Origin of the sequence: Sphaerotilus montanus, from assembly GCF_013410775.1 — a bacterium.
Classification (GTDB): Bacteria; Pseudomonadota; Gammaproteobacteria; order Burkholderiales; family Burkholderiaceae_C; genus Sphaerotilus; species Sphaerotilus montanus.
In genome coordinates this window covers 4,652,048-4,677,939 of record NZ_JACCFH010000001.1, presented here as the reverse complement: position 1 = coordinate 4,677,939, position 25,892 = coordinate 4,652,048, and the positions used below count along the sequence as shown (strand labels likewise).

The following is a 25,892-nucleotide window of genomic DNA, read 5'->3' as shown; positions in this document are numbered from 1 at the left end:
TCCGGTGGATCAGCGGGCGGATGCCTGCGGCACCTGGTCTGCTGGCTGCCCACGCACTTGCACCGGAGCGTCTTCGACGAGGCGCTCCATCCCCGCGACCACGACCTTCTGCCCGGCCACCAGACCCGACCGGATGCGGTAGCGGCCTGCGCTCAGTTCGCCCAGATCGACGGCGGAGAACCGCGCCTTCGCATGGGGGTCCACGGTCCAGACATGCGGCTTGCCGGCGATGCGCACCACGGCCTGCTGAGGCACCGTGATCGCGGCGTCAAAACGGGCAAGGGGCACGCGGGCACGCACGAACATGCCGGGCAGCAGGCGCTGCTTCGGGTTGTCCACCAGCACGCGCAGCAAGACGTCGCCCGTGTCGACATCCACGTTGATGCCGGAAAAGAGGATGTGTCCCGTGACATCACAAGGCGATCCGTCGTCGCACAGAACGGTGACCGGCAGGCCGCTGTCGCGCGACGGTTGCGCCGCCATGGCCTGGCGCAGGTTGTCCAGCGACGCTGCCGGACGGCGCACGTCCACGTACACCTGGTCGATCTGCTGCACGCGCGCCATCGGCGTTCCGTCGCCGCTGGCCACCAGCGCACCCTCGGTCACCAGGGCCTGGTCGATGCGGCCGGCCATCGGCGAGGTCACTGTCGCGAACTGCAGGTCCAGGCGGCGGCGCGACCAGGCGGCGCGTGCCTGCGCCACGTCGGCCGCCGCTTGCTCGCGCTGTGACACCGCGTCGTCATGGACCTGTCGGCTGATCGCATCGGCCTTGACCAGCGGCTCCAGCCGTTCGGCCTGGGTGCTGGAGCGCGCCAGTGCCACCTCGGCCCGTCGCAAGGCGGCCGCGGCCGCTTCTTCCTCGGCGCGGAAAGGCGCGGGATCGATCTCGAACAAGGCCTGGCCGGCGCGCACAGGCGTACCCTGCTCGAACAGCCGGCGCCGGACGATGCCGCTGACCTGGGGCCGGATCTCTGCGATGCGAACAGGCGCCACCCGCGCTGGCAGGTCTTCGCTCAGCGCAAGCGTGCCCGGCGCGACGGCCTCGACCGTCACCAGGGGCGCAGGTGCGCTCGATTCAGGGTCGGCGGCAGGGCCGCAGCCGACCAGTGCGGCCAGCACCAGGACATGCCAGCTGCCACAGCGGCACCATGGTTTGATCTTCATGCGATTCCTTCTTGTGCCGGCGCATCGGCACCGGCGAACTGGGCGTCAGTCTGGGTCGGCAGGGTGGTGGTTGTGCTGCGGGTGTGTGGAGGTACGATGGAGAAGCCGAATAGTCCAGACGCACCCGCATGCCCACCCATCCCCTGTCGCCCGGCACCACCGCCGCCCTCCCTGCACTGGTGCTGATCGCCGAAGACGAGCCTGAGATCGCGGAGATTCTTCAGGCCTATCTGGGACGCGCCGGCCTGCGCACGGTCCGGGCTGCCGACGGTCGTGACGCGCTGAACCTGCACTTGTCGCTCAAGCCGGATCTCGTGCTGCTCGACGTGCAGATGCCCAGGGTGGACGGCTGGAAGGTGCTGTCCGAGATCCGTCACCGCGGGGAGACCCCGGTCATCATGCTGACCGCGATGGACCAGGACATCGACAAGCTGATGGGGCTGCGCCTGGGGGCCGACGACTACGTGGTCAAGCCCTTCAACCCGGCCGAGGTTGTCGCCCGCACGCAGGCGGTGTTGCGTCGTTCCATGGCCGATGCCAGCCGTCACGTCCGTGTGCTGCGGGTGCCGCCTTTCGAGATCGATCTGGACCAGCACGAAGCCACCGTGCAAGTGGACGGGGTTGCCCACGGCCTGGCGTTGACCCTCACCGAGTTCAATCTGCTCACACACCTGGCACGCGCGCCCAAGAGGGTCTTCACACGTGCTGAACTCCTGGCGGCCTGTCTGCCCGAAAGCGATTCGCAGGAGCGCACGGTCGACAGCCACATCAGCAAGTTGCGCAAGAAGCTGGAAGACCTGGGCGTTCAGGGAATCCCCGTCGGCATTCGCGGGGTCGGCTACCGTCTGTTGGGGCAGAAATGAAGCTCGTCGGCCTCAGCCGCCAGATTGCGCTGTCCATGATGGCGATCGCCTTTGGCGTCACCTTGCTGGTGGTGCTGACCTCCTACGTGTTCTATTTCTTTGCCGTCAGGCATTGGCCGGAGCTGTTCGAACAACCCAGCCTGGTGCCGAACGGGCCGGAGTGGATCTGGATCGGGACGACCACGCTGACGGGCCTGGCGTTCGCGACCGTGGTGGGTGTGCACCTGGCGCGCCGCATCCTGGTGCCGCTGAACTCGGTGACGGATGGCATTCGGCGCGTCGCCGAGGGCGACCTGGGCGCGCGTGCCATCGCGGGCGATCGCTCCCTGGGTGAAGCGGCGGGTCTGGCCGACGACTTCAACGCCCTCGCCACCCAGTTGCAGCGCACCACCGAGGAGATGGCGTTCTGGAACGCGGCCATCGCCCACGAACTGCGCACGCCCGTGACCATCCTGCGCGGACGCCTGCAAGGTCTGGCCGAGGGTGTGTTCACGCCCGATGCATCCCAGTTCCGCAGCCTGCTCAATCAAGTCGAGGGTCTGACCCGGCTGATCGAAGATCTGCGCGCCGTCAGCCTGGCCGAGAGCGGTCATCTGCATCTCCATGTCCAGGACACTGCCCTGGACGCGGAGGTCGAATCGGTGGTGGATTTCTGCCGGCAGGCCCATCAGACGGCGGATCAGCGCCTGGTCCTGGACCTCCAGGCCCAGTCGGTGGTGTGCGACCCGGTGCGCATCCGTCAGGCACTGCTCGCGTTGCTGGACAACGCCCGGCGCCACGCGGTGCCCGGCGAGGTGCTCGTCCAGACACGACAGGAAAACGGCTGGTGCATGCTGCGCGTGGAAGACATGGGGCCCGGGATCCCGCCAGCATCTGCGTCACAGGTGTTCAGGGCGTTCCGGCGGTTGCCAGACGACGGCGAAAGAGCCGCGGATGTCGGGAGCGGTCTGGGTCTGGCGGTGGTGGCTGCCATCGCCCGGGCGCACCAGGGCGTCGCCAGTTGTCAGCCCTCGGTCAAGGGGGGCGCCTGCTTCGAATTGCGCTGGCCCGGCACCCTGGCGTCTGCCAAACGGGCACACGATGCGCCGGCGTCCTGGAAACCTGTGGCGATGCGTTGAGTCGTCTCGTTTGCGGTGTCGTTGCAGCCGGTTCACGCGCTGCTGTCGACCGGCGCGAAGCGGCGCACGCGCTGTCCGTCGATCTCGACGTCGCCAAAGAACATCGCATGCGGGCGCACCCACAGCCCGCTGGCGTTGTAGCGCGGCCGGTAGACCACCAGCGGCGCCAGCGTCTCGCTGTCGCGGGCAGCGCCGATGACGTCGTATTCGCCGCCCTTGTAGTGGCGGTAGCGGCCGAGCGGGGTGTCGGGCAGGTCAGGCAGGTCGTCGTTCATGCCCCGCATCTTGCCCCAACCGCCCGCGCCAGTGCGATCACCGACAGCGGCGCGCAGCCCTCCGCCTTGTTGTTGACGCTCACATAGACCGGGTACCCGGCCGCCGCGGTGCCGCGGATGATGCGCGCCAGCGCCTCGCGGGTGAACGGGTCGGGATCGACCAGCCGGTTGAAGGGCGCGTAACCCGCTTTTGCCGCTTCGTAACCCTGTGCGCCATGCCGTCGGTTCAGGCTCCAGCGGCACACGAACGGCCCCGGCCACAGTGCCCGCAGCAGCGGCAACTGGGCGTCGATCGGCGGCAGGCGCGGGTGCAGGCCGAGGCAGTACCGGGCGCCGTGCGCGCGCAGCACATCCCGGAACGCCGGCACCAGCCAGTCCGGATCGCGCACCTCGACCGCGATCACCCCGTCTGGTGCGGCGGTCGTCAGCGAGGGCAGGGCGGCCAGCAGCCGTCCCAGCCGCTCGAACAGCGCGGGCATGTCGCGCCGCAGCCCGGTCGGCAGCGGCGGGATCTCGAACACCAGCGCACCGATCTTCCGGCCGAGCCCGTCGAGCGCGGGCTGCACGAACGCCTCGGTGGCGGTGGCCGGGTCGAGGAAGGCCGGGTTCGCCTGCACCCCGCGTCCGTCGCCAGCGCGCAGCACCGCGTCCGTGACCAGCGCCGGCGCCTTGACGATGAAGCGGAAGTTCTCCGGCACCTGGGCGGCGTAGAGCGCGTATTGCTCGGCGGTCATCGGGCGGTAGAAGCTGCGGTCGATGCTGACGGTGCGCAACAGCGGGTGGGCGGCATAGGCGCGCAGTCCGTCCCGGGCGAGGAGGGCCTCGCTGTGCGCACCGGCCCAGACCAGTCCACGCCAGCCGGGAAAGCTCCAGGACGAGGTGCCGATGTGGACGAGCGGCGAGAGTTGCCCGGCCAGTGCCTGCAGGGCCTCGTCGGCGGCTTGCGGCTGCACGCACGGCTCGCGCGGCGGAGTAGTGTCCAGCTCGGAAAACAGCAGATCCTGTGCTTGTGTCCTTGCCGGTACCAAGGGGGCAGGGTTCGTGGGAGCGCGTGGCATGGGCACGAGGATACCCGTGGGTTCCGTGTCAGGTGGATCAGTAGACTGCGTGCTTTGCGACTTCCGGTTCCTTGAATGGCCGCTGCTCCCCCGTCCACCGTGCACTGGATCGTGCGGATGAACCACCGCAACCGCACGGTCTGCTTCGCACTCCTGTTCGCGGCACTGGGGGCGCATCTGCTGGAGCGACCGCTGGGCGCTCCAGCCTGGGCTGCGCTTGTCCTGCAATTCCTGATCGGCCCGCAACTGCAGTACCTGTGGGCGCGCCGCTCGGCACGGCCGGTGCAGGCCGAGTTCATCAACATGCTGATCGACAGCGTGGGCTTCGGGGTGTGGACGGCGGTGCTGGGCTTTCCGCTGGCAGTGACGCTGATCCTGCCGATTGGCGCGAGCTTCAATTTGACGGCGTTTCGAGGTCTGCGTGGCCTGGGCGAAGCCGTGGTTGCCACGGGTGCGGGGGGGCTGCTGGGGGTGGTGCTGCAGGATCTTGTGTGGTTGCCGCAGGCGGGTGTGGTGGCGACGGGGCTTGCCGTGCTGGTGCTGCACGTCTTCGTGGCACTGGTGGCGCTGAGCGCGCATGACCGTTCGGTCCGGCTGCACGTGGCGCGCCAGCAGCTGCGTGCCAGCGAACAGGCGCTGCAGCAGCAGTTGGAACAGAACCAGCGCCTGCACGCCCAGCTGGAGGACCAGGCCCACCGCGATCCGCTGACCGGGCTGTTCAACCGCCGCTATCTCGTGGAAACCATGGAGCGTGCGCTGGCGCAGTCGGTGCAGCAGAGACAGGCTCTGAGCCTGTTGCTGCTGGATCTGGATCACTTCAAGCAGGTCAATGACACTTGGGGCCACCAGATTGGCGACGAGGTGCTGCGTGCGGTCGCGGCCCGGCTGGCCGCCCATGTGCGGGCAGGTGACACCGTGTGCCGCTACGGTGGCGAGGAGTTTCTGGTGCTGCTGCCGGGCATGCTGCACGCGCAGGCCGAGGAACGCGCCCGGCATTGCTGCGCCGAGCTGGCGCAGCAGCCTATCCAGGTGGGTGACCTGCGGTTGGCCATGACCTGGTCGATCGGCGTGGCCAGCCATCCGCTGCACGGCGGCTCGGCACAGGCACTCATCGCTGCCGCGGACCGGGCGCTCTACCAGGCCAAGCACCAAGGGCGCAACCGCGTGGCTATGATGCCCGCCCATGCCTGAACTCCCGATCGACTCGACGGCCGCCGCCGCCGTCCCCGGCACCGCCCCCCTGCCGGTCTCGCCCGCCGACGAGCACGCCATGCGCCTCGCCCTCGACCAGGCGCTCAATGCGGCCCTGGTCGGCGAGGTGCCGGTGGGTGCGGTGATCCTGCGCGACGGGCAGGTCATCGCCACCGGCTACAACCGCCCGATCACCACGCATGACCCCACCGCCCACGCCGAGCTGGTCGCGCTGCGCCACGCTGCCACGCTGCTGGAGAACTACCGCCTGCCCGACTGCGAGCTGTTCGTGACGCTGGAGCCCTGCGCGATGTGCGCGATGGCGCTGCTGCATGCGCGCTTCAAGCGGGTGGTGTTCGGCGCGTACGACCCGAAGACGGGTGCCGCCGGCTCGGTGGTCGATCTGTTCGCCCAGCCGCAGCTCAACCACCACACGGCGCTGCAGGGCGGCGTGCTGGCGGACCAGTGCGGCGACCTGCTGCGCGCCTTCTTCGCCCGGCGGCGCGCTGAGCAGAAAGCACAGCGGCTGCTGGAGCGCCAGCATGGCGCTTCTGTCACGGTGCCTGCGCTACCATCGTCCGCCGTTCAGCCGCCGTCCGACGATGCCATCCCGGCCGGCGAGGCGAGCGAGCTGACCGAGCTGAACGACCTCCTCGTCGACGACGACCTGCACCTGCACCCGGACTGCCACCATGAGCGACCTTGAGCGCGATCCCGATTCCACCGCCACCGCCGCCACTCCGACGCTGACGATCTACAGCCCTTCCGGGGTGGTCGCCAAGGCGGCCGCCATCAAGCTGGCCGCCAAGCGGCTGGGTGCACTCGGCTTCGACGTGCAGATCGACGACAGCGCTGCCGCAAAATTCCAGCGTTTCGCTGGCGACGACGAGGTGCGGCTGGCTGCACTGCACCGCGTTGCCGAGGCAGCGCCGTCCGTCGCGATGGCCACGCGCGGCGGCTACGGCCTGACCCGCCTGCTCGACCGCATCGACTGGCAGCTGCTGGCCGATGCCACCGCCCGTGGCACCCGCTGGGTCGGTTACAGCGACCAGACGGCGCTGCAGCTCGGCCTGCTGGCCCACACGAAGGCGCCGAGCTGGGCGGGCCCGCTGGCCTGCGACGACTTTGGTCGCTCGAACGCCGACGGGGGGCTGGACGAGGTCACCCCGGACTGTTTCCGCGAGGCGATGTCGGGCGAGCTGGAGGCGGTGGGTTTTCGCACCGAAGCGGGCTTCGACGGGCTGGACGTGAAGGGCACGCTCTGGGGCGGCAACCTGTCGGTGCTGTGCTCGCTGCTGGGCACGCCGCACTGGCCGAAGGTGAAGGGCGGCGTGCTCTTCGTCGAGGATGTCAACGAACACCCCTACCGCGTCGAGCGCCAGCTGCTGCAGCTGCACCAGGCGGGCGTGCTCGCCGCGCAGAAGGCGATCGTGCTGGGCGACTTCGGCAACTGGAAGAAGTCGCCGCTGGACCGCGGCTACAACCTCAAGGCGATGGTGGCGCACCTGCGCTCGGTCTGTGACACGCCGATCCTGACCGGGTTGCCGTTTGGCCACGTGCCGACCAAGGTGACGCTGCCGGTGGGCGTGAAGATCGAGCTGGTGGTGCAGGGACGTGACGTCCTGATGCTCTGGGGCGACTGACCCGGTCGGTCAACGGTCCGGTGTGGCCGCGCCGGACCGCTGGGCGAGGTGCCTGGCGAGCTTGTCGGTCTTGTCGGCATACATGCGCAGATCGCTGCGGCGCAGCAGACTGGCGCTGCTGTCGTCGGGATGCGCCTGGGCCAGTCCGATGCTGGCGCGCACGGCCAGTCCGGGCTGGATGGCCGACCAGGGGTGCAGGTCGATGGCGCCGTTCAGGCGATCGACCAGGCGGACCCCGGTCTGCTCGGTCGTGTCGTGCAGGATCAGCACGAATTCGTCGCCCGCCAGCCGCACGGCCAGATCCTGCGGCCGGGTGAGCCCGCGCAGCAGGTGTGCCATCTGGCGCAGCACGTCGTCCCCCAGCACGTGCGTGTACTGGTCGTTGATCTGCTTGAAGCCGTCGATGTCGATCATCACCAGGCACCATGGCGTCACCGGGTGCTCCGGATGCGGCCTCAGCAGCTCGTCCAGCCGGCGCTCCAGGTGGCGGCGGTTGGCCAGCCCCGTCAGGGGATCTTCCAGCGTCAGCTGCTCCAGCGCGCGGGTGCTGGTGTGCAGCGCTTCCAGGGCACGTGTCTGCTCGCGCCAGGCCAGGTGCAGGGCGGCCATCTGCTCGCGGTTGGTGATGACCTCGGTCTGCTGGCGCAGCTGGCAGGTGCGAAAAGCGTGGAATTCGGCGTGCAGGCCATCCGCATCCCCCAGTGCTCTGAACGCTTCCATGCGCTGGCAGCGCGACATGAGTTCGAAATGGAGCTGACCCTGTGGGCACGCGATGTCCAGCGTGCGCTGCGTTGTTGTCAAGGCGGCGGTCCATTGCTCCGCGGCCAGCTGGCAGCGCGCCACGATCCAGTGGACGAACGCGTGCAGCCAGCGCGGCAGGGGGCGGGTGTCGATGCCGAGCGCCGTGTCCAGCGCCTTCAGGCACTGTCCGCTGTGGGCCTGGAATCCGGCGCTGACGATGCCCAGCATGGACTGCATCACCGGGACGCAGAGGTCGTCGGGCGGCGGCGCACCGGTTCCGGTTGGCGGTCGTGCGAGTTGCCGGAAGTCCTCCAGCTGTGCCCACATCGCCGATCGAAGCACCGGCGCCTGCCCGCGCTGCAGGCACAGCTCCAGCCGGTACAGCTCGTTGACCAGCCGGTTCACCATCGGGCGGGCGGCCGCATGGGGCGGGAGGAGCCGCTGCGCGAGTTCGATGGTCTTCAACAGGATGCGGTCCGCGTGGTCCGCATCGATCCAGGTGGCGGCCACGCCCAGGTAGTTGTAGGCGTCCACGGTGTGCAGGCCGGGTGGCAGGGTGTCGGCCAGCTGCACAGCGAGCGTGGCGCTTTCGATCGCCTCTTCCGGCCGTCCGAGCAGGGTGGCCAGGTGCGCGGCATGTGACAGGGCCATGGACTCTTCCTGTGGCTTGTCCAGGACGTGAAACAGGTGGGCCGCCTGCCGCGCCAGTGACAGCGCGGCATTCAGGTTGGCATCCAGATGTTCTGCGCGCCCCAGCAGGTGCAAGGCCCGCGCCTGCATCAGCAGATCGCCGTCGGATCTCGCATCCGCCAGCACCGCAGCAGCCAGCGCGTGGGCCTGCCGGGGCAACCCCTGGTCCAGGACGGTCCTGATCCTGTCCAGTGCTGCTGAATCGTCACCTGCATGCATCGCGTCGTGTGCCTTCCCTGGGCCGTGTCCGGATTGGAGTCGTGTTGATTTTTCGCGCGATCATAGGCGACGGCGTCATGGGGTCAATCTGCAGGGTGTGCATAGTTCACGAGGCGGACCATGGTGACCATTGGTCACCGGATGCGCCGGTTTGATGTGCCGGGAATGGATTTGGCGCATCTGTTCGTCTTTCAATGAACAAAGGCGCCCTGAGGCGCCTTGTTGTGTCGCTGCGGAGCGGGTGTGCTCAGAGCACCTCGGACGCAAAGTCAGCCAGACGGGAGCGCTCGCCGCGTGCGAGCGTGATGTGGCCAGCGTGCGGCCAGCCCTTGAAACGGTCCACCGCGAAGGTCAGGCCCGAACTGCCTTCGGTGAGGTAGGGCGTGTCGATCTGCGCCAGGTTGCCCAGGCAGATGATCTTGGTGCCCGGACCCGCCCGCGTGATCAGCGTCTTCATCTGCTTGGGCGTCAGATTCTGTGCCTCGTCGATGATGACGATCTTGTTCAGGAAGGTGCGCCCGCGCATGAAGTTCAGACTCTTGATCTTGATCTTGCTGCGCACCAGATCATTGGTGGCGGCGCGGCCCCACTCGCCGGCGGCCGTCTCGCCGCGGGCCAGCACTTCGAGGTTGTCGTCGAGCGCGCCCATCCACGGGCTCATCTTCTCCTCCTCGTTGCCGGGCAGGAAGCCGATGTCCTCGCCCACCGGGACGGTCACGCGGGTGACGATGATCTCGGTGTAGCGCCGCTCGTCGAGCACCTGGCTGAGCGCGGCGGCCAGCGTCATCAGCGTCTTGCCGGTGCCGGCCGTGCCGGTCAGCGTGATGAAGTCGCAGTCCGGGTCCATCAGCAGGTTGAGCGCGAAGTTCTGCTCGCGGTTGCGCGCCGCCACGCCCCAGACGCCGTTCTTGGCGTGGGTGTAGTCCTTGAGCGTCTTCAGCACGGCCGACTTGCCGGTGATCTCGGTGACGCGGGCGTACAGCGGCGCGTTGCCCGGGCTCTCCAGGTAGACGAACTGGTTGATCATCAGCGACGGGACCAGCGGGCCGCTGATGCGGTAGAAGGTCGAGCCGCCTTGCTGCCAGCTCTCCATGGTCTTGCCGTGGCGCTCCCAGAAGTCCGCGGGCAGGGCCAGGACGCCGGTGTAGAGCAGGTCGCCGTCTTCCAGCGTCTTGTCGTTGAAGTAGTCCTCTGCCGGCAGACCCAGCGCGCGCGCCTTGATGCGCATGTTGATGTCCTTGGACACCAGCACGATCTCGCGCTCGGGTTGCTGGCCGCGCAGGGCCTGCACGACACCGAGGATCTGGTTGTCGGCCTTGCCCTGCGGCAGGCCGTCGGGCAGCTTGAAGTCGACGAAGGTGGTCTGGAAGAACAGCTTGCCGCCGGCGTCCTTGTGGCCGGTGCGGGCCAGCGGGATGCCTGCGGCGGGGTCGAATTTCGAGGAATCGCCCTGGCTGGCGGCCAGCGCATCCAGCTCGCGGCTGACCTGCCGGACATTGCGCGAGACTTCGCTCATGCCCTTCTTGTGGCCATCCAGCTCTTCGAGCGTGATCATCGGCAGGTAGACGTCGTGTTCCTCGAAGCGGAACAGGCTCATCGGGTCGTGCATCAGCACGTTCGTGTCGAGGACGAACAGCTTGGCCGGACCGGTGCGGGCGGAGCGTGTCCGGGTCGCCTTGGGGGCCGGACGGGCGACCGAGGCAGGACGCGCAGCCGGGGACACGGCGGCCTTGACGGGCAGGCCCGCCGGCGCCGGTCTGACAACCGGCGGTGCCGCTGCCGGCGGGGGCGGCGGCTGCAACTCCAGGGCGACGGACTCTTCTGCCGGGGCTTTCAGCGTTCGGCGCGCGGGTTTGGGCGCGGCCTGGGCGTCAAAGGCGGAAGGATCAAGGATGGTGCCGCGCTTGGCGGGAGGTTTGGGCAGAGGCATGAGCTATGGCGTCACTGGAAAAAGAAAAAGCCGCACAGCAAGCTGTACGGCTTCTCGTTGGTCGGCGGATGCGGTTCATGTCTTACGCGCATGAACCCATTATGCACAGGCCGCCGGTGTCGCCAAGCGTGCTCAGGCGGGGCTCTTCAGCTCCTTGACGGTCTTGAGCACTTCTTCCACATGGCCGGCCACCTTGATGCCACGCCATTCGGCGCGCAGCACGCCAGCGGGGTCAATCAGGAAGGTCGAGCGCTCGATGCCCTTGACCTTCTTGCCGTACATGATCTTGTTCTTGACCACGCCGAACATGTGGCAGAGCTTTTCTTCGGTGTCGGCGATCAGCTCGAAGGGCAGTTCCAGGTTCTGCTTGAACTTGTCGTGCGAGGCCATGTTGTCGCGAGAGACACCGAACACCACGGCGCCAACGCTCGTGAAATCCTTGTGGTGGTCACGAAACTGCATGGCTTCAGTGGTGCAGCCGGGTGTGTTGTCTTTCGGGTAGAAATACAGCACCACGGTTTTGCCGAGGAACGCCTGGGGGGTGAATTTCACGCCGCCGGTTGCATTCGCTTCAAGTTCCGGAAGAGGTTTGTTGAGAGCGGGCGTCATGCAATTTCTTTAAGTCTGAGGATCCCTGACGGGGATAAGCCGTCTATTATAAGTCCAGTCGGTGGCCTGCAGCCATCCGGCGGGATGGGCACGTGCATTCCCTCGACTTCGATCAGCCGATCAGCAGCGCGGCCACGACCCGGCGGTTTTCGCTGGCGAGCACGTTGTAGGTGCGGCAGGCGGCCAGCGTGTCCATGCATTCCACGCCGATGCGCGCATCGATCAGCGTCCGGATCAGCGAAGGGTGGACGAAGCGGATCTTCTTTCCGCTGCCGAAGATCACCAGTTCCGGCTTGTAGACCATCAGCGCATCGAAGTCCTCGCGCGTCAGATCCTCGTGGCGCGTGCAGGCCCAGGCCACCACATCCCCCTTGAACGGCACGATCACGCTGCTGCGCCACTGCTGCAGGCCGACCTGGTTGTTCACGGACACGGCGTCGTGCGTCGTGGAAAAGATGGCGTTGACGCCTTCGATGCGGTCGGGCTGGAGTTTCACGGCGGTCGGCGCGGGCGCCAGGAAGTGGGGGACGGTCCGGAGGTGGGGCCGGGATGCGTTAAATTCTAGCTTTTGTCGCAATCTCATTCGAACAGGACCCCCCTCGTGCTCAAGACCGTCGCCAAGTCCAGCAAGCTCGCCAACGTGTGCTACGACATCCGCGGGCCCGTGCTGGAGAAGGCCCGCCAGATGGAGGAAGAGGGCCACAAGATCATCAAGCTCAACATCGGCAATCTGGCCGTGTTCGGGCTGGAACCGCCGGACGAGATCGTGCAGGACATGATCCGCAACATGCCGCATTCGGCCGGTTACACGGATTCGAAGGGCCTGTTCGCGCCGCGCAAGTCGGTCGTGCACTACACGCAGGAGAAGGGCGTCAAGGGCGTCACCGTCGACGACGTGTACCTGGGCAATGGCGCCTCCGAGCTGATCGCGATGAGCATGAACGCGCTGCTCGACGACGGCGACGAGGTGCTGATCCCGTCGCCGGACTACCCGCTCTACACCGCGGTCGTGGCGCTGTCGGGTGGCAAGCCGGTGCATTACGTGTGCGACGAGCAGTCCGAGTGGATGCCCGACATCGCCGACATCCGCGCCAAGATCACGCCGCGCACCAAGGCCATCGTCGTCATCAACCCGAACAACCCGACCGGCGCGCTCTACCCGGACGCGGTGCTGCGCGAGATCGTGCAGGTGGCGCGCGAGCACCAGCTCATCATCTTCGCCGACGAGATCTACGACAAGACGCTCTACGACGGTCACACCCACACCAGCATCGCGGCCCTCGCCGACGACGTGCTGATCCTGACCTTCAACGGCCTGAGCAAGAACTACCGCGCCTGCGGTTATCGGGCAGGCTGGATGGTCGTGTCGGGCGACAAGCGCCATGCCCGCGACTACATCGAGGGGCTGAACATGCTGGCCTCGATGCGCCTGTGCGCGAACACGCCGGGGCAGCTCGCCATCCAGACCGCGCTCGGCGGCTACCAGAGCATCAAGGACCTTGTTCAGCCCGGCGGCCGTCTTTGCCGCCAGCGGGATCTGGCGCACAAGCTGTTGACCGAGATCCCGGGCGTGACCTGCGTGAAGCCGAAGGCTGCGCTGTACATGTTCCCCAGGCTCGACCCGAAGATGTATCCCATCGAGGACGACCAGCAGTTCGCCTACGAGCTGCTGGCCGAGGAGAAGGTGCTGATCGTGCAGGGCACCGGCTTCAACTGGGCCACGCCGGACCACTTCCGCCTCGTCTTCCTGCCCAACTCGGACGACCTGTCCGACGCGGTGGGCCGCATTGCCCGCTTCCTGGATGGCTACCGCCGCCGTCATGGCACCTGACCATCGCTCAATCCTTTTTTTCGACCCGTTTTTTTGACCGTAGAACAATCGCCATGAAACCCATCCAAGTCGGCCTGCTGGGCATCGGTACCGTCGGCAGCGGCACGTTCAACGTGCTCAAGCGCAACCAGGAAGAGATCCGCCGCCGCGCGGGCCGCGGCATCGAGATCACGATGGTGGCGGACCTGAACGTCGAGCGCGCCCGCGAGATCGTCGGCGACGGCGTGGCCGTGGTCGCCGATGGCCGCCAGGTGATCGCCAACCCCGAGATCGACATCGTCATCGAGCTGATCGGTGGCTACGGCATCGCGCGGGCGCTGGTCCTCGAAGCGATCGCCGCGGGCAAGCACGTCGTCACCGCCAACAAGGCGCTGCTGGCCGTGCATGGCACCGAGATCTTCGCGGCGGCCCGTGAGAAGGGCGTGATGGTCGCGTTCGAAGCCGCGGTCGCGGGCGGCATCCCGATCATCAAGGCGCTGCGCGAAGGCCTGACCGCCAACGAGATCCAGTGGGTCGCCGGCATCATCAACGGCACGACCAACTTCATCCTGTCCGAGATGCGCGACAAGGGCCTCGACTTCGAGGTGGTGCTGAAGGAAGCGCAGCGCCTGGGCTACGCCGAAGCCGACCCGACCTTCGACATCGAGGGCGTGGACGCTGCGCACAAGGCCACGCTGATGAGCGCGATCGCGTTCGGCGTGCCGGTGCAGTTCGACAAGGCCCACGTCGAAGGCATCACCAAGCTGTCCGCCGTGGACATCCGCTACGCCGAACAGCTCGGCTACCGCATCAAGCTGCTGGGCATCGCCAAGCGCCGCGACAACGGCATCGAGTTGCGCGTGCACCCGACGCTGGTGCCGAGCAAGCGCCTGATCGCCAATGTCGAAGGCGCGATGAACGCGGTGATGGTCCACGGTGACGCCGTGGGCACGACGCTGTACTACGGCAAGGGCGCAGGCTCCGAGCCGACCGCCTCCGCCGTGATCGCCGACCTGGTCGACATCACCCGCCTGCACACCGCCGACCCGGACCACCGCGTGCCGCACCTCGCGTTCCAGCCGGACGAGCTGCGTACCACGCCGATCCTGCCGATCGCGGAGGTGCGCACCGCGTTCTACCTGCGCCTGCGCGTGGCGGACCAGAAGGGCGTGCTGTCGGCGATCACCTCGATCTTGGCCGCGTCCGACATCTCGATCGACGCCGTGCTGCAGCGCGAATCGAACGACGGCGAGCACCAGACCGACGTCATCATCCTGACGCACGAGACGCAGGAAGGTGTGATGCGCGCGGCGCTGGCGCAGATGCAGGCGCTGGCGACGGTGCTGGCGCCGATCGTGTCGCTGCGCAAGGAAGAGCTGGCGTGAGCCGGCAGTGGGCCCTCTGAAGCACACACGATGAAGTACATCAGCACCCGAGGCGACCAGACCGAGCGCCGTTTCTGCGAGATCCTGCTGGAGGGCCTCGCTCCGGACGGCGGTCTGTACCTGCCCGTCGCCTACCCGCAGATCGACGCCGCCACGCTCGCCGCGTGGCGCGGCCTGTCCTACGCCGACCTCGCCTTCGAGATCCTGTCGCTCTACATCGACGACATCCCGGCCGACGACCTGCGCGCCCTGACCCGCAAGACCTACACCGCGGAAGTTTTCGGCACGGAGGCGATCGTCCCCCTGAAGCCGCTGGAGCCGGGCCTGTGCCTGGAGTCGCTGTCCAACGGGCCGACGCTGGCCTTCAAGGACATGGCGATGCAGCTGCTGGGCAACCTGTTCGAGTACGAACTCGGTCGCCGCGGCGAGCAGCTCAACATCCTCGGCGCCACCTCCGGCGACACCGGCAGCGCGGCGGAATACGCGATGCGCGGCAAGGCCGGCGTGCGTGTGTTCATGCTCTCGCCGTACGGCCGCATGAGCCCGTTCCAGCAGGCGCAGATGTTCAGCCTGCAGGACGAGAACATCCACAACCTCGCCGTCGAAGGTGTGTTCGACGACTGCCAGGACATCGTCAAGGCGGTCTCGAACGACCTGGAGTTCAAGCGCGCCTACCGCATCGGCACCGTCAACTCGATCAACTGGGCGCGGCTGCTGGCGCAGGTCGTCTACTACTTCGCCGGCTATTTTCAGGCCACGAAGTCGAATGACGAGCAGGTCAGCTTTACGGTTCCGTCCGGCAACTTCGGCAATGTCTGCGCGGGCCATGTCGCACGCAGGATGGGCCTGCCGGTCAAGCACCTCGTGGTCGCGACCAACGAGAACAACGTGCTCGAAGAGTTCTTCCGCACCGGCACCTACCGCGTGCGCGGCAGCAGCGAGACCTGGGAAACGTCGAGCCCGTCGATGGACATCAGCAAGGCGTCCAACTTCGAGCGCTTCGTGTTCGACCTGCTCGGCCGCGACGGTGCGCGCACCAAGGCGCTGTTCGGTGATGCGCTGAACCGCGAGGGCGTGTTCACCGTGTCCCCGGAAGAGTTCGCCCGCATCCCGGGCTACGGCTTCCAGTCCGGCCGCTCGACCCACGCTGACCGCCTCGCCACGATCCGCGCGACCTGGGCAGGCCAGGGTGTGCTGATCGACACCCACACCGCCGATGGCGTGAAGGTGGCGCGCGAACTGCGTGAAGACGGCGTGCCGATGATCGTGCTGGAAACGGCGCTGCCGGCCAAGTTCGAAGGCACGATCGCCGAAGCGCTCGGCGCCGACGTGCACGCGCCGCGCCCGGCCGCGCTGGCCGATCTGGAATCGCGCCCCAAGCGCTTCCAGGTCATGCCGGCCGACACGGCGGTGATCCAGCAGTACGTCCGCGACCACGTCCCGCTGTGAACGTCGTCGGCCTCTGCGGCGCGTCCGGCTCGGGCAAGACCACGCTCGGCGAGGGCCTGATCCGGGCACTCAAGGCGCAGGGCTGCCGCGTCTCGGTGATCAAGCACGCCCACAAGCGCTTCGACATCGACCGCCCCGGCAAGGACAGCTTCCGCCACCGCGAGGCTGGCGCCTTCGAGGTGCTGGTCGCCAACAACCACCGGCTGGCGCTGATGCGCGAGTTCGAGGTCGCGGCCGATCTGACGGTCCACCAGCTCATCGCCGAGCTGAGCGACCTGGGTGCGTTCGGCGCCGAGCACTGGGTGATCGTCGAGGGCTTCAAGCACGCTGACCTGCCCAAGGTCGAGGTCTGGCGCGCGGCCCACGGCGCCCCGGCGGCGTATCCGAACGATCCGTTTGTCGTCGCGGTGGCCCGCCCGCTGGCCGACGCCGTGCCCCATCCCACCGGGCTGCCGCTGCTGGATCTGGACGATCCGGTGTCGGTGGCCGATTTCCTGCGAAGCGACCCGCAACGCTATGGCTACCGAGCCCCTGAACACCGCTGAACCTGTGGCAGCCCCGCGCCGCCCGGTGCTGCAGAGCCTGGACGACGCGCTGGCGACGCTGCTGGCCGCCGTATCCGCCACCTGTGCGGCGCAGTCCGAAACCGTTTCCACCTTCGACGCGCTCGGCTGCGTGCTGGCCGAGGACGTGTGTTCGCTGCTGGATGTGCCGCCCGCCGACAACACGTCGATGGACGGCTACGCGATGCGCGCGGCCGACGTGCCTGTGGTCGGCACCGTGCTGCCAGTGAGCCAGCGCATCCCGGCGGGCGTCGTTGGCCAGCCGCTGCAACCCGGCACCGCGGTCCGCATCTTCACCGGCGCGCAGGTGCCGCCCGGCGCCGATGTCGTCGTGATGCAAGAGCAGTGCGAGGCGGTGGCAGGTGACGGGCTGGGCGCCGTGCGCGTCAATCTCGTGCCGCCGGCCGGGCAATGGATCCGCCGCCGTGGCGAGGACGTGCAGCGCGGCGCCGTCGTGCTCGCGGCGGGCACGCGCCTGACGCCGGCCGCGCTCGGACTCGCCGCTTCGGTCGGCGCCGCGACGCTGAAAGTCGCCCGGCGCCCGCGCGTGGCCGTGTTCTCGACTGGCGACGAGCTGGTGATGCCGGGCGAGGTGCTGCCTGAGCAGATGCGCCCCGGCGCGATCTACAACTCCAACCGCTACACGCTGCGCGGCCTGGTGCAGGCGATGGGCTGCGAGGTGCAGGACCTGGGCATCGTCCCGGACCGGCTCGACGCCACCCGCGCCGCGCTGCGGGCGGCGGCGGCGCGCTGCGACCTGATCATCACGTCCGGCGGCGTCTCGATGGGCGAGGAAGACCACCTGCGCCCAGCGGTGCAGGCCGAAGGGCGGCTCGACCTGTGGCAGATCGCGATGAAGCCGGGCAAGCCGCTCGCCTTCGGCGCGGTGCGGCGCGAGGACGGCAGCGAGGCGTGGTTCATGGGGCTGCCGGGCAATCCGGTGTCGAGCTTCGTGACCTTCCTGCTGACGGTGCGGCCGGTGCTGCTGCGACTGCAGGGCGCACACGCCGAGAGCTGGGCACTGCGCAGCTACCCGTTGCGCGCTGCCTTCGACTGGCCGAAGCCCGACCGCCGCCGCGAGTTCGTGCGCGCCCGGGTCAATGCCGAGGGCGCTGTCGAGCTGTTCCCGAATCAAAGCTCCGGGGTGCTGACCTCGGCGGTGTGGGCCGACGGGCTGGTGGACATCGCGGCGGGGCAGGTGATCACCCGCGGCGAGGTGGTGCGTTTCGTGCCGCTGAGTGAATTGGGCTAAGGCGGAATGACCATGCAGATCCAGATCCGATATTTCGCATCCCTGCGCGAGTCGCTCGGCGCGGGCGAGACCCTGACGCTCGACACGCCGCTGACGGTCGGCCAGTTGCGTGACCAGCTCATCGCGCGCGGCGAGCCCCACGCTGGCGCGCTGGCGCGGGGCAGGGCGCTGCGAGCGGCGCTCAACCAGACGATGTGCGCCGAGACAGCGGAGCTGACGCTGGGCGCCGAGGTCGCGTTCTTCCCGCCGGTCACCGGAGGCTGAACGATGTCGCCGTCCTCGCTGCCGTCGCCGTCGCCGTCGCCCCGCCTGTCCAGCGTCTCCATCCAGACCGAAGACTTCGACCTCTCCGCCGAAGTCGCCGCACTGCGCAGTGGTGACGCGGGCGTCGGCGCCATCACCACCTTCGTCGGCACCGTGCGCGACCGCCACGCCGGCCAGCCCGATGCCGGCTCGATCAGCGCGATGGAGCTGGAGCACTACCCCGGCATGACCGAGCGCAGCATCGAGGCGATGATCGACGACGCCTTCCGCCGCTTCGACATCCGCGGCGTGCGCGTCATCCACCGCGTCGGCCCGTTGCAGATCGCCGACCAGATCGTGCTGGTCGCGGTCACGTCGATGCACCGCGGCGAGTCGTTCCAGGCCTGCGAGTTCCTGATGGACTACCTCAAGTCCGAGGCACCGTTCTGGAAGAAGGAAACCACGCCCGAAGGCGCCCGCTGGGTCGACGCCCGCGTCAGCGATGACGCGGCGCTGAAGCGCTGGGGCATCGTCTCCGGCAACGCCACGGGCGCCTGAGCGCGATGCAGCCGACGCTGGTGCAGGCGGCGGCGGTGGCGGTAGGTGCTTCGCTGGGCGCGCTGCTGCGCTGGCAGGCCGGGATGCGTCTCGGCTTTGTCGTCGCCGGCTTTCCGCTGGGCACGCTGGCAGTCAACGTGGTGGGCGGCTTCCTGATCGGCCTCGCACTGGTCTGGTTCCGCCTCCATCCAGAAGCTACTAACGGCAGACTGTTCTTGGTCACCGGCTTTCTCGGTGGCCTGACGACGTTCTCGTCTTTTTCGGGTGAATCGCTGGCCTTGCTGCAGGCGGGGAATGTGCCGCTGGCCTTGTTGCACAGCGCAGCGCATTTGCTGGGTGCGCTGGCGGCGGTCGCGTTGGGGTGGTGGCTGGGGCGGCTGGTGTTTGGCGGCTGAGTTCCCGGCATCGGGCGTGTCGCCCTGGAGTCAGGGTCGCGGCGACCGAGCCGGCAGACTTCGGGCCTTGCCAAACCTCCCGGAGACTTGCCATGCGCGCCCTGATCTGTGAATCCTATGGCCCGATCGCGCAACTGCGCGTGCTCGACGTGGCAACGCCCGAACCCGCCGCGGGCGAGGTGCGGATCCGGGTCGAATCGGCCGCGGTCAATTTCCCCGATGCGCTCATCGTCCAGGGGCTGTACCAGGTCAAGCCACCGCTGCCGTTCTCGCCGGGTGCAGAGCTGGCCGGCGTGGTCGAGGCGGTGGGCGAGGGTGTGCGCCATCTGAAGGCCGGGCAGCGCGTGATCAGCTTCTGCGGCCACGGCGCCTTCGCCGAACATGCCATCGTCAACGCGCGCCAGGTGATGCCCCTGCCTGACGGCATGGACATGGACACCGGCGCTGCGCTGGTGTTGACCTATGGCACGTCGCTGCATGCGCTGAAGGATGTTGGTCGTCTGCAGGCCGGCGAAACGCTGCTGGTGCTGGGTGCTGCCGGTGGCGTGGGACTGGCGGCGATCGAGATCGCGAAGCAGATGGGCGCTCGCGTCATCGCCGCAGCGTCCAGCCAGGACAAGCTGGACCTGTGCCGCACGGTCGGCGCGGACGAATGTGTCAACTACAGCACCGAAGACCTGCGCAAGCGCGTCGATGCGCTGACGGACGGGCAGGGCGTCCAGATGGTCTATGACCCGGTGGGCGGCGACTACACGGAGCCGGCACTGCGGGCCACGGCGTGGCGGGGGCGGTATCTGGTCGTCGGATTTGCGGCCGGGGCGATCCCGAAGGTACCGCTCAATCTGGCGCTGCTCAAGGAGCGGGTGATCATGGGTGTGTTCTGGGGCGATGCGGTGCGCCGTGATCCCGCGACGCATCTGGTGAACATGCAGCAGCTGGCGACCTGGTTCGCCGAAGGCCACATCCGTCCCGTGATCAGCGAGCGGGTCGGACTCGACGGTGCGCGCGATGCCATCACGCGCATGGCGTCGCGCCAGGTCAAGGGCAAGGTGGTGGTGCATCCCCATGCCTGAACGCGATTGAACGAAAAAAGGCGCCCCGCAGGGCGCCCTTCGCGGCAGCGTCACCGGACGCCGCCCCACGACCGATCAACTCAGCGCTGCTGGCGGCGGCGGCTGATGAAGCCCAGCACGCCCAGGCCGGCCACCAGCATGGCGTAGCCCTCGGGTTCCGGCACCGGGGTCACGGCCGTGACCGAGACGTTGTCCAGTTGCAGTCCGGTGACCATGCCAGGCAGGCCGGCGCCCACCGAGCCGAAGAACAGCTTGTAGTTGGTGCTGTTGCTCAGCGTCAGGGCGGTGTTGTCGGTGCCCATGCCGTTGATCTGGACCAGCGGGCCGGTCGAGACATAGCTCGACGTGTCGCTGTTGTACAGCGCCCAGAAGCCCGAGCCTTCGTAGTCGAAGCTCAGGGTGTAGGCGCCGCCAGTGCCCACGCCGAAGGCGGTGGAGGCCGAATCACCGCCGCCGAACTGCATGAACTGGTTGCCCGCCACATCCACGATCTTGTGGGTGCCGCTGGTGGAGTCCGAGCCCCACAGCGTCGCGGTGTAGCCGCCCAGGTTCGAGTAGGTATCGAACGAGTCGGTGGCGACCGTGGACAACTCGAAGTCGCCGTTGGTGATCAGGTTCTGTGCTTGGGCGCCGGTGCCCAGGGCGGCCAGCAGCAGGGCTGCAGCGATCGAAGTCAGGGTCTTGTGCATGGTGTCGTTCCAGTCGAAGTGTGTTGCGAAGTGGAAGTTGGCGTGGCGCTGGAGCACCTCGTCTTTTCCTGTCTGCACCTTAGCAACTCTGCTTCAAATGAAAACACCCGCAATGGTGGCCGCTCCCCCATTGAGGGGTGGCCTGTGGATCCCGGCGGCCAACTTGTACCGAATGGCACCACCTGACCCTTGATCCATGGGGGATCCCGCAGCAGCGGGAACATTCCTGCACGTCGATCTCCGCATCTGGCCGGGAAAACCCCCGGGCGGCTATAATCCACAGGTTTGTCTGCCAACAACGCTTCCCAGCGTCGCATGCTTGTCCCACCTGACCGGAAAGGCGCTTGTCGCCCGTGCTCCATCCGCAGAGCCCATCCGGTCTGAAGCAGCGCTGGGGGCGCTCTATCCGGAGTTCCCGTGCTGCCCGTCCTGCCCCCCGCTATCCTCGCACTCGCAGACGGCACAGTCTTTCTAGGCACCTCGATCGGCGCTGCCGGTCACACAGTCGGCGAAGTGGTGTTCAACACCGCGCTCACCGGCTACCAGGAAATCCTCACTGACCCGAGCTACTGCCGGCAGATCGTGACCCTCACGTATCCGCACATCGGCAATTACGGCGTCAACGAGCAGGATGTCGAGGCCTCGAAAGTCCATGCCGCTGGTCTGATCATCAAGGACCTGCCTGTCCGCGCGTCCAATTTTCGCCAGTCGATGACGCTGGCCGAGTACCTCGTGCGCGAGGGCACTGTCGCCATCGCCGACATCGACACCCGCCGCCTCACCCGCGTGCTGCGCACCCACGGTGCCCAGAACGGCTGCATCATGGGTTTCCCGGCTGACACCGCTGTGACGCAGGCCATGATCGACGAGGCCGTGGCACTCGCCCGCCGCGCACCGAGCATGGCCGGTCTGGACCTGGCGCAGGTCGTCACCCGCCGCGAGCCCGAAGTCTGGACCGAGACCGAGTGGCAACTGTTCGCGGCCAATGGCGAGCCGGGCTTCGGCCAGCAGACTGCGCCGCAGTTCCACGTCGTCGCCTATGACTTCGGCGTGAAGCGCAACATCCTGCGCATGCTCGCCGAGCGCGGCTGCAAGGTGACCGTGGTGCCCGCGAAGACGTCCGCCGCCGATGTGCTGGCCTACCAGCCGGACGGCATCTTCCTGTCCAACGGTCCTGGCGATCCGGAGCCTTGCGACTACGCGATTGCCGCCGCGAAGACCCTGATCGAGACTGGTATTCCGACCTTCGGCATCTGCCTGGGCCACCAGATCATGGCGCTGGCCTCGGGTGCGCAGACCTTCAAGATGAAGTTCGGCCACCACGGTGCCAACCACCCGGTGAAGGACCTCGACACTGGCCGCGTCTCGATCACGAGCCAGAACCACGGCTTCGCGGTCAACGCCGACACGCTGCCCGCGAACCTGCGCCCGACGCACGTGAGCCTGTTCGACGGCACGCTGCAGGGCCTGACCCGCACCGACAAGCCGGCGTTCTGCTTCCAGGGCCACCCGGAAGCCTCGCCTGGCCCCCATGACATTGCCTACCTGTTTGACCGCTTCACCGCGCTCATGACCCAGCACGTGGCGGAGAAGAACAATGCCTAAGCGCAGCGACCTGAAATCCATCCTCATCATCGGCGCCGGCCCGATCATCATCGGCCAGGCCTGCGAGTTCGACTACTCCGGCGCCCAGGCCTGCAAGGCCCTGCGCGAAGAAGGCTACAAGGTCATCCTGGTCAATTCGAACCCGGCGACCATCATGACCGACCCGAACACGGCGGACGTGACCTACATCGAGCCGATCACCTGGCAGGTGGTCGAGAAGATCATCGCCAAGGAGCGCCCGGACGCGGTCCTGCCGACGATGGGCGGCCAGACTGCGCTGAACTGCGCGCTCGACCTGCACAAGCACGGCGTGCTGGCCAAGTACGGCGTCGAGATGATCGGCGCCAACGAACACGCCATCGAGAAGGCCGAAGACCGCCTGAAGTTCAAGGACGCGATGACCAAGATCGGTCTCGGCTCGGCCAAGTCCGGCATCGCGCACTCGATGGAAGAGGCCTGGTCCGTCCAGAAGTCGATCCTGGCCGACATCGGCGGCAGCGGCTTCCCGATGGTGATCCGCCCCAGCTTCACGCTGGGCGGCACCGGCGGCGGCATTGCCTACAACCCGGAGGAGTTCGAGGAAATCTGCAAGCGCGGCCTCGACCTCTCGCCGACGAAGGAACTGCTGATCGAGGAATCGCTGATCGGCTGGAAAGAGTACGAGATGGAAGTGGTCCGCGACAAGGCGGACAACTGCATCATCGTCTGCTCGATCGAGAACCTGGATCCGATGGGCATCCACACCGGCGACTCGATCACCGTCGCCCCGGCCCAGACGCTCACCGACCGCGAATACCAGCTCCTGCGCAACGCCTCGATCGCGATCCTGCGCGAGATCGGCGTGGACACCGGCGGCTCGAACGTGCAGTTCTCGATCAACCCGAAGGACGGCCGCATGGTCGTCATCGAGATGAATCCGCGCGTGTCGCGTTCGTCCGCGCTGGCGTCGAAGGCCACCGGCTTTCCGATCGCCAAGATCGCCGCCAAGCTGGCCGTGGGCTACACGCTCGACGAGCTGAAGAACGACATCACCGGCGGCGCGACCCCGGCGTCCTTCGAGCCGTCGATCGACTACGTGGTCACCAAGATCCCGCGTTTTGCCTTCGAGAAGTTCCCGCAGGCCGATTCGCACCTGACGACGCAGATGAAGTCGGTCGGTGAAGTCATGGCGATGGGCCGCACCTTCCAGGAGTCGTTCCAGAAGGCGCTGCGTGGTCTGGAAACCGGCATCGACGGCTTGACCGAGCGTTCGACCGACCGCGACGAGATCATCGAGGAGATCGGCGAAGCGGGTCCGGAGCGCATCCTGTACGTGGGTGACGCCTTCCGCATCGGCCTGACGCTGGACGAGATCTTCGAGGAAACCGCGATCGACCCGTGGTTCCTGGCGCAGATCGAGCAGATCATCGCCACCGAAACCATGGTCAAGGCGCGCACGCTGGACAGCCTGAGCGCCGACGAGATGCGCTTCCTGAAGAAGAAGGGCTTCTCCGACAAGCGCCTGGCCAAGCTGCTGGGCACCAACCAGCATGAACTGCGCCGCCGCCGCCATGTGCTGGGTGTGCGTCCCGTCTACAAGCGCGTGGACACCTGCGCCGCCGAGTTCGCCACGCAGACCGCCTACCTGTACTCGTGCTACGAGAACGCCGACGGCGAGTGCGAGGCCGCGCCGACCACGAACAAGAAGATCATGGTGCTGGGCGGTGGTCCGAACCGCATCGGCCAGGGCATCGAGTTCGACTACTGCTGCGTCCACGCCGCCCTCGCCATGCGCGAGGATGGCTACGAGACCATCATGGTCAACTGCAACCCCGAGACCGTCTCGACCGACTACGACACCTCCGACCGCCTGTACTTCGAGCCGGTGACGCTCGAAGACGTGCTGGAGATCGTCGAGAAGGAAAAGCCGGTCGGCGTGATCGTGCAGTACGGTGGCCAGACGCCGCTGAAGCTGGCGCTGGACCTGGAAGCCAACGGCGTGCCCATCATCGGCACCAGCCCGGACTCGATCGACGTGGCCGAGGACCGCGAGCGTTTCCAGCAGCTGCTGCACGCTGTCGGCCTGAAGCAGCCGCCCAACCGCACGGCCCGTACCGAAGACGCGGCGCTGGCGCTGGCCAACGAGATCGGCTATCCGCTGGTGGTGCGCCCGAGCTATGTGCTGGGTGGTCGCGCGATGGAAATCGTGCACGGTGACAAGGACCTGGAGCGCTACATGCGCGAAGCGGTGCGCGTCTCCGACAAGTCGCCGGTGCTGCTGGACCGCTTCCTGGATGACGCGGTCGAAGTCGACATGGACTGCATCGCCGACGCCAGCGGCGCGGTGATGATCGGCGGGATCATGGAGCACATCGAGCAGGCGGGCGTCCACTCCGGCGACTCGGCCTGTTCGCTGCCGCCGTACACGCTGTCGGCCGTGCTGCAGGACGAACTGCGCCGCCAGACCGCGCTGATGGCCCGTGCGCTGAAGGTGATCGGCCTGATGAACGTCCAGTTCGCGATCCAGGGTGACGTGACGGCCGGGCTCGATGCCTGCACCGTCTATGTGCTGGAAGTCAATCCGCGCGCCTCGCGCACCGTGCCCTTCGTGTCGAAGGCGACCGGTCAGCCGCTGGCCAAGATCGCTGCGCGCTGCATGGCCGGGCAGTCGCTGGCGGACCAGAAGGACCCGAACGGCCAGGTGCCGCACGAAGTCGTTCCGCCGTACTTCAGCGTCAAGGAAGCCGTCTTCCCGTTCAACAAGTTCCCCGGCGTGGACCCCATCCTCAGCCCGGAAATGCGTTCGACCGGCGAAGTCATGGGCGTTGGCAAGACCTTTGCCGAGGCGATGCTCAAGAGCCAGCTCGGGGCCGGCTCGCGTCTGCCGCGCAGTGGCAACGTCGTGCTGTCGGTCAAGACCAAGGACCATCCGCGCGCCGTGGCGATTGCCCGCGACCTGCATGCACTGGGCTTCGGCATCGTGGCGACCAAGGGCACGGCGGGCGCCATCTCGGCCGCCGGCATCCCGGTCAAGGTCGTCAACAAGGTCAAGGACGGCCGCCCGCACATCGCGGACATCATCAAGTCCGGCGAGATCCAGCTGGTCTTCACGACCGTGGACGAGACGCGCACGGCGATTGCCGATTCGCGCCACATCCGCACCGCTGCGCTGGCCAACCGGGTGACGTACTACACGACGATGGCCGGCTGCGAGGCCGCGACCGAAGCGCTCAAGCACCAGGACGGTCTCTCGGTTGTTTCCCTGCAAGAGCTGCATGCCGAACTGATCTAAACTCCGCGCCTTGATCTGTCGCCGCCGCCGGCCTTCCGCAGGGAAGCTGGCGGCGGCTCGTTTTTGTCCCTGCAATCGACTATCGAGTTAGAAGAACC

Annotated in this window: 24 protein-coding genes; 16 read left to right on the top strand and 8 right to left on the bottom strand. The window is 67.5% G+C overall.

Going from position 1 to position 25,892, the window contains the following annotated elements:
• Positions 1-9 precede the first annotated feature (9 nt).
• On the bottom strand, positions 10-1,164 hold the full coding sequence (locus BDD16_RS21385; protein ID WP_179635799.1) for an efflux RND transporter periplasmic adaptor subunit: 1,155 nt from the start codon (positions 1,162-1,164) through the stop codon (positions 10-12).
• 128 nt (positions 1,165-1,292) lie between these two features.
• Here BDD16_RS21385 and BDD16_RS21380 point away from each other — a divergent pair, with 128 nt between their 5' ends.
• Positions 1,293-2,027, top strand: a complete 735-nt coding sequence (locus BDD16_RS21380; protein WP_179635798.1) for a response regulator — start codon at positions 1,293-1,295, stop codon at positions 2,025-2,027.
• Complete coding sequence (locus BDD16_RS21375; RefSeq protein ID WP_179635797.1) at positions 2,024-3,145, top strand: ATP-binding protein; 1,122 nt, start codon at positions 2,024-2,026, stop codon at positions 3,143-3,145. Before BDD16_RS21380 ends, BDD16_RS21375 begins: the two co-directional genes overlap by 4 nt.
• 32 nt (positions 3,146-3,177) lie before the next feature.
• Here BDD16_RS21375 and BDD16_RS21370 read toward each other — a convergent pair whose 3' ends face one another.
• Positions 3,178-3,420 (bottom strand): DUF1653 domain-containing protein, encoded by a 243-nt coding sequence (locus tag BDD16_RS21370; protein ID WP_179635796.1) that lies wholly within the window; start codon positions 3,418-3,420, stop codon positions 3,178-3,180.
• Positions 3,417-4,478 (bottom strand): DUF72 domain-containing protein, encoded by a 1,062-nt coding sequence (locus BDD16_RS21365; RefSeq protein WP_179635795.1) that lies wholly within the window; start codon positions 4,476-4,478, stop codon positions 3,417-3,419. The genes BDD16_RS21370 and BDD16_RS21365 overlap by 4 nt, the downstream gene beginning before the upstream one ends.
• A 75-nt stretch (positions 4,479-4,553) precedes the next feature.
• On the opposite strand from BDD16_RS21365, the gene BDD16_RS21360 reads away from it, so the two are divergent.
• From BDD16_RS21360 to BDD16_RS21350, 3 genes are all read left to right on the top strand, one after another.
• Positions 4,554-5,669, top strand: a complete 1,116-nt coding sequence (locus tag BDD16_RS21360) for a sensor domain-containing diguanylate cyclase (protein ID WP_179635794.1) — start codon at positions 4,554-4,556, stop codon at positions 5,667-5,669.
• A 79-nt stretch (positions 5,670-5,748) separates the two neighbouring features.
• Positions 5,749-6,375 (top strand): tRNA adenosine(34) deaminase TadA, encoded by a 627-nt coding sequence (tadA, locus tag BDD16_RS21355; RefSeq protein WP_246332854.1) that lies wholly within the window; start codon positions 5,749-5,751, stop codon positions 6,373-6,375.
• Positions 6,362-7,312, top strand: coding sequence for an LD-carboxypeptidase (locus BDD16_RS21350; protein WP_179635792.1), 951 nt, complete (start codon positions 6,362-6,364; stop codon positions 7,310-7,312). The genes tadA and BDD16_RS21350 overlap by 14 nt, the downstream gene beginning before the upstream one ends.
• 9 nt (positions 7,313-7,321) lie before the next feature.
• Here the strand turns inward: BDD16_RS21350 and BDD16_RS21345 are convergent, their stop codons facing one another.
• From BDD16_RS21345 to BDD16_RS21330, 4 genes are all read right to left on the bottom strand, one after another.
• Complete coding sequence (locus tag BDD16_RS21345; RefSeq protein ID WP_179635791.1) at positions 7,322-8,902, bottom strand: GGDEF domain-containing protein; 1,581 nt, start codon at positions 8,900-8,902, stop codon at positions 7,322-7,324.
• A gap of 307 nt (positions 8,903-9,209) precedes the next feature.
• Positions 9,210-10,892: a PhoH family protein gene (locus tag BDD16_RS21340; RefSeq protein WP_179635790.1), complete on the bottom strand. Its 1,683-nt coding sequence runs from the start codon at positions 10,890-10,892 to the stop codon at positions 9,210-9,212.
• A gap of 132 nt (positions 10,893-11,024) precedes the next feature.
• Positions 11,025-11,501, bottom strand: a complete 477-nt coding sequence (locus BDD16_RS21335) for a peroxiredoxin (protein WP_179635789.1) — start codon at positions 11,499-11,501, stop codon at positions 11,025-11,027.
• A gap of 112 nt (positions 11,502-11,613) precedes the next feature.
• Positions 11,614-11,997 carry an Mth938-like domain-containing protein gene (locus tag BDD16_RS21330; protein WP_310732877.1) on the bottom strand — a complete coding sequence of 128 codons (384 nt, stop codon included), beginning with the start codon at positions 11,995-11,997 and terminating at the stop codon, positions 11,614-11,616.
• A gap of 105 nt (positions 11,998-12,102) precedes the next feature.
• On the opposite strand from BDD16_RS21330, the gene BDD16_RS21325 reads away from it, so the two are divergent.
• From BDD16_RS21325 to BDD16_RS21285, 9 genes are all read left to right on the top strand, one after another.
• Positions 12,103-13,332 (top strand): pyridoxal phosphate-dependent aminotransferase, encoded by a 1,230-nt coding sequence (locus BDD16_RS21325; RefSeq protein WP_179635787.1) that lies wholly within the window; start codon positions 12,103-12,105, stop codon positions 13,330-13,332.
• 53 nt (positions 13,333-13,385) lie between these two features.
• Positions 13,386-14,696 (top strand): homoserine dehydrogenase, encoded by a 1,311-nt coding sequence (locus BDD16_RS21320; protein WP_179635786.1) that lies wholly within the window; start codon positions 13,386-13,388, stop codon positions 14,694-14,696.
• Between the two features lie 30 nt (positions 14,697-14,726).
• A complete protein-coding gene (gene thrC / locus BDD16_RS21315) occupies positions 14,727-16,145 on the top strand; it encodes a threonine synthase (protein ID WP_179635785.1) in 1,419 nt (472 codons plus the stop codon).
• Positions 16,142-16,690, top strand: coding sequence for a molybdopterin-guanine dinucleotide biosynthesis protein B (mobB, locus tag BDD16_RS21310; protein ID WP_179635784.1), 549 nt, complete (start codon positions 16,142-16,144; stop codon positions 16,688-16,690). The genes thrC and mobB overlap by 4 nt, the downstream gene beginning before the upstream one ends.
• Positions 16,662-17,960, top strand: a complete 1,299-nt coding sequence (locus tag BDD16_RS21305) for a molybdopterin molybdotransferase MoeA (RefSeq protein WP_179635783.1) — start codon at positions 16,662-16,664, stop codon at positions 17,958-17,960. Before mobB ends, BDD16_RS21305 begins: the two co-directional genes overlap by 29 nt.
• 12 nt (positions 17,961-17,972) lie before the next feature.
• A complete protein-coding gene (locus BDD16_RS21300) occupies positions 17,973-18,224 on the top strand; it encodes a MoaD/ThiS family protein (protein WP_179635782.1) in 252 nt (83 codons plus the stop codon).
• Between the two features lie 3 nt (positions 18,225-18,227).
• The gene (locus BDD16_RS21295; RefSeq protein WP_179635781.1) at positions 18,228-18,761 is read left to right on the top strand and encodes a molybdenum cofactor biosynthesis protein MoaE; all 534 of its coding nucleotides are present in this window, start codon (positions 18,228-18,230) and stop codon (positions 18,759-18,761) included.
• Between the two features lie 5 nt (positions 18,762-18,766).
• A complete protein-coding gene (gene crcB / locus BDD16_RS21290) occupies positions 18,767-19,156 on the top strand; it encodes a fluoride efflux transporter CrcB (protein WP_179635780.1) in 390 nt (129 codons plus the stop codon).
• Positions 19,157-19,248: 92 nt separating this feature from the next.
• Complete coding sequence (locus BDD16_RS21285) at positions 19,249-20,229, top strand: NADPH:quinone oxidoreductase family protein (RefSeq protein ID WP_179635779.1); 981 nt, start codon at positions 19,249-19,251, stop codon at positions 20,227-20,229.
• Between the two features lie 80 nt (positions 20,230-20,309).
• Here BDD16_RS21285 and BDD16_RS22845 read toward each other — a convergent pair whose 3' ends face one another.
• Complete coding sequence (locus BDD16_RS22845; RefSeq protein ID WP_218897896.1) at positions 20,310-20,918, bottom strand: PEP-CTERM sorting domain-containing protein; 609 nt, start codon at positions 20,916-20,918, stop codon at positions 20,310-20,312.
• Between the two features lie 417 nt (positions 20,919-21,335).
• On the opposite strand from BDD16_RS22845, the gene carA reads away from it, so the two are divergent.
• Both carA and carB read left to right on the top strand, forming a co-directional pair.
• Complete coding sequence (gene carA / locus BDD16_RS21275; RefSeq protein ID WP_179635778.1) at positions 21,336-22,523, top strand: glutamine-hydrolyzing carbamoyl-phosphate synthase small subunit; 1,188 nt, start codon at positions 21,336-21,338, stop codon at positions 22,521-22,523.
• Complete coding sequence (gene carB / locus BDD16_RS21270) at positions 22,516-25,794, top strand: carbamoyl-phosphate synthase large subunit (RefSeq protein ID WP_179635777.1); 3,279 nt, start codon at positions 22,516-22,518, stop codon at positions 25,792-25,794. The genes carA and carB overlap by 8 nt, the downstream gene beginning before the upstream one ends.
• Positions 25,795-25,892 lie beyond the last annotated feature (98 nt).

What these genes read in the sequence shown, in the direction of transcription:
- BDD16_RS21385 (WP_179635799.1), bottom strand. Translation starts at nt 1,164, where the DNA reads ATGAAGATCAAACCATGGTGCCGCTGTGGCAGCTGGCATGTCCTGGTG.
- BDD16_RS21380 (WP_179635798.1), top strand. Translation starts at nt 1,293, where the DNA reads ATGCCCACCCATCCCCTGTCGCCCGGCACCACCGCCGCCCTCCCTGCA.
- BDD16_RS21375 (WP_179635797.1), top strand. Translation starts at nt 2,024, where the DNA reads ATGAAGCTCGTCGGCCTCAGCCGCCAGATTGCGCTGTCCATGATGGCG.
- BDD16_RS21370 (WP_179635796.1), bottom strand. Translation starts at nt 3,420, where the DNA reads ATGAACGACGACCTGCCTGACCTGCCCGACACCCCGCTCGGCCGCTAC.
- BDD16_RS21365 (WP_179635795.1), bottom strand. Translation starts at nt 4,478, where the DNA reads ATGCCACGCGCTCCCACGAACCCTGCCCCCTTGGTACCGGCAAGGACA.
- BDD16_RS21360 (WP_179635794.1), top strand. Translation starts at nt 4,554, where the DNA reads ATGGCCGCTGCTCCCCCGTCCACCGTGCACTGGATCGTGCGGATGAAC.
- tadA (WP_246332854.1), top strand. Translation starts at nt 5,749, where the DNA reads ATGCGCCTCGCCCTCGACCAGGCGCTCAATGCGGCCCTGGTCGGCGAG.
- BDD16_RS21350 (WP_179635792.1), top strand. Translation starts at nt 6,362, where the DNA reads ATGAGCGACCTTGAGCGCGATCCCGATTCCACCGCCACCGCCGCCACT.
- BDD16_RS21340 (WP_179635790.1), bottom strand. Translation starts at nt 10,892, where the DNA reads ATGCCTCTGCCCAAACCTCCCGCCAAGCGCGGCACCATCCTTGATCCT.
- BDD16_RS21335 (WP_179635789.1), bottom strand. Translation starts at nt 11,501, where the DNA reads ATGACGCCCGCTCTCAACAAACCTCTTCCGGAACTTGAAGCGAATGCA.
- BDD16_RS21320 (WP_179635786.1), top strand. Translation starts at nt 13,386, where the DNA reads ATGAAACCCATCCAAGTCGGCCTGCTGGGCATCGGTACCGTCGGCAGC.
- thrC (WP_179635785.1), top strand. Translation starts at nt 14,727, where the DNA reads ATGAAGTACATCAGCACCCGAGGCGACCAGACCGAGCGCCGTTTCTGC.
- BDD16_RS21305 (WP_179635783.1), top strand. Translation starts at nt 16,662, where the DNA reads ATGGCTACCGAGCCCCTGAACACCGCTGAACCTGTGGCAGCCCCGCGC.
- BDD16_RS21300 (WP_179635782.1), top strand. Translation starts at nt 17,973, where the DNA reads ATGCAGATCCAGATCCGATATTTCGCATCCCTGCGCGAGTCGCTCGGC.
- BDD16_RS21295 (WP_179635781.1), top strand. Translation starts at nt 18,228, where the DNA reads ATGTCGCCGTCCTCGCTGCCGTCGCCGTCGCCGTCGCCCCGCCTGTCC.
- crcB (WP_179635780.1), top strand. Translation starts at nt 18,767, where the DNA reads ATGCAGCCGACGCTGGTGCAGGCGGCGGCGGTGGCGGTAGGTGCTTCG.
- BDD16_RS21285 (WP_179635779.1), top strand. Translation starts at nt 19,249, where the DNA reads ATGCGCGCCCTGATCTGTGAATCCTATGGCCCGATCGCGCAACTGCGC.
- BDD16_RS22845 (WP_218897896.1), bottom strand. Translation starts at nt 20,918, where the DNA reads ATGCACAAGACCCTGACTTCGATCGCTGCAGCCCTGCTGCTGGCCGCC.
- carB (WP_179635777.1), top strand. Translation starts at nt 22,516, where the DNA reads ATGCCTAAGCGCAGCGACCTGAAATCCATCCTCATCATCGGCGCCGGC.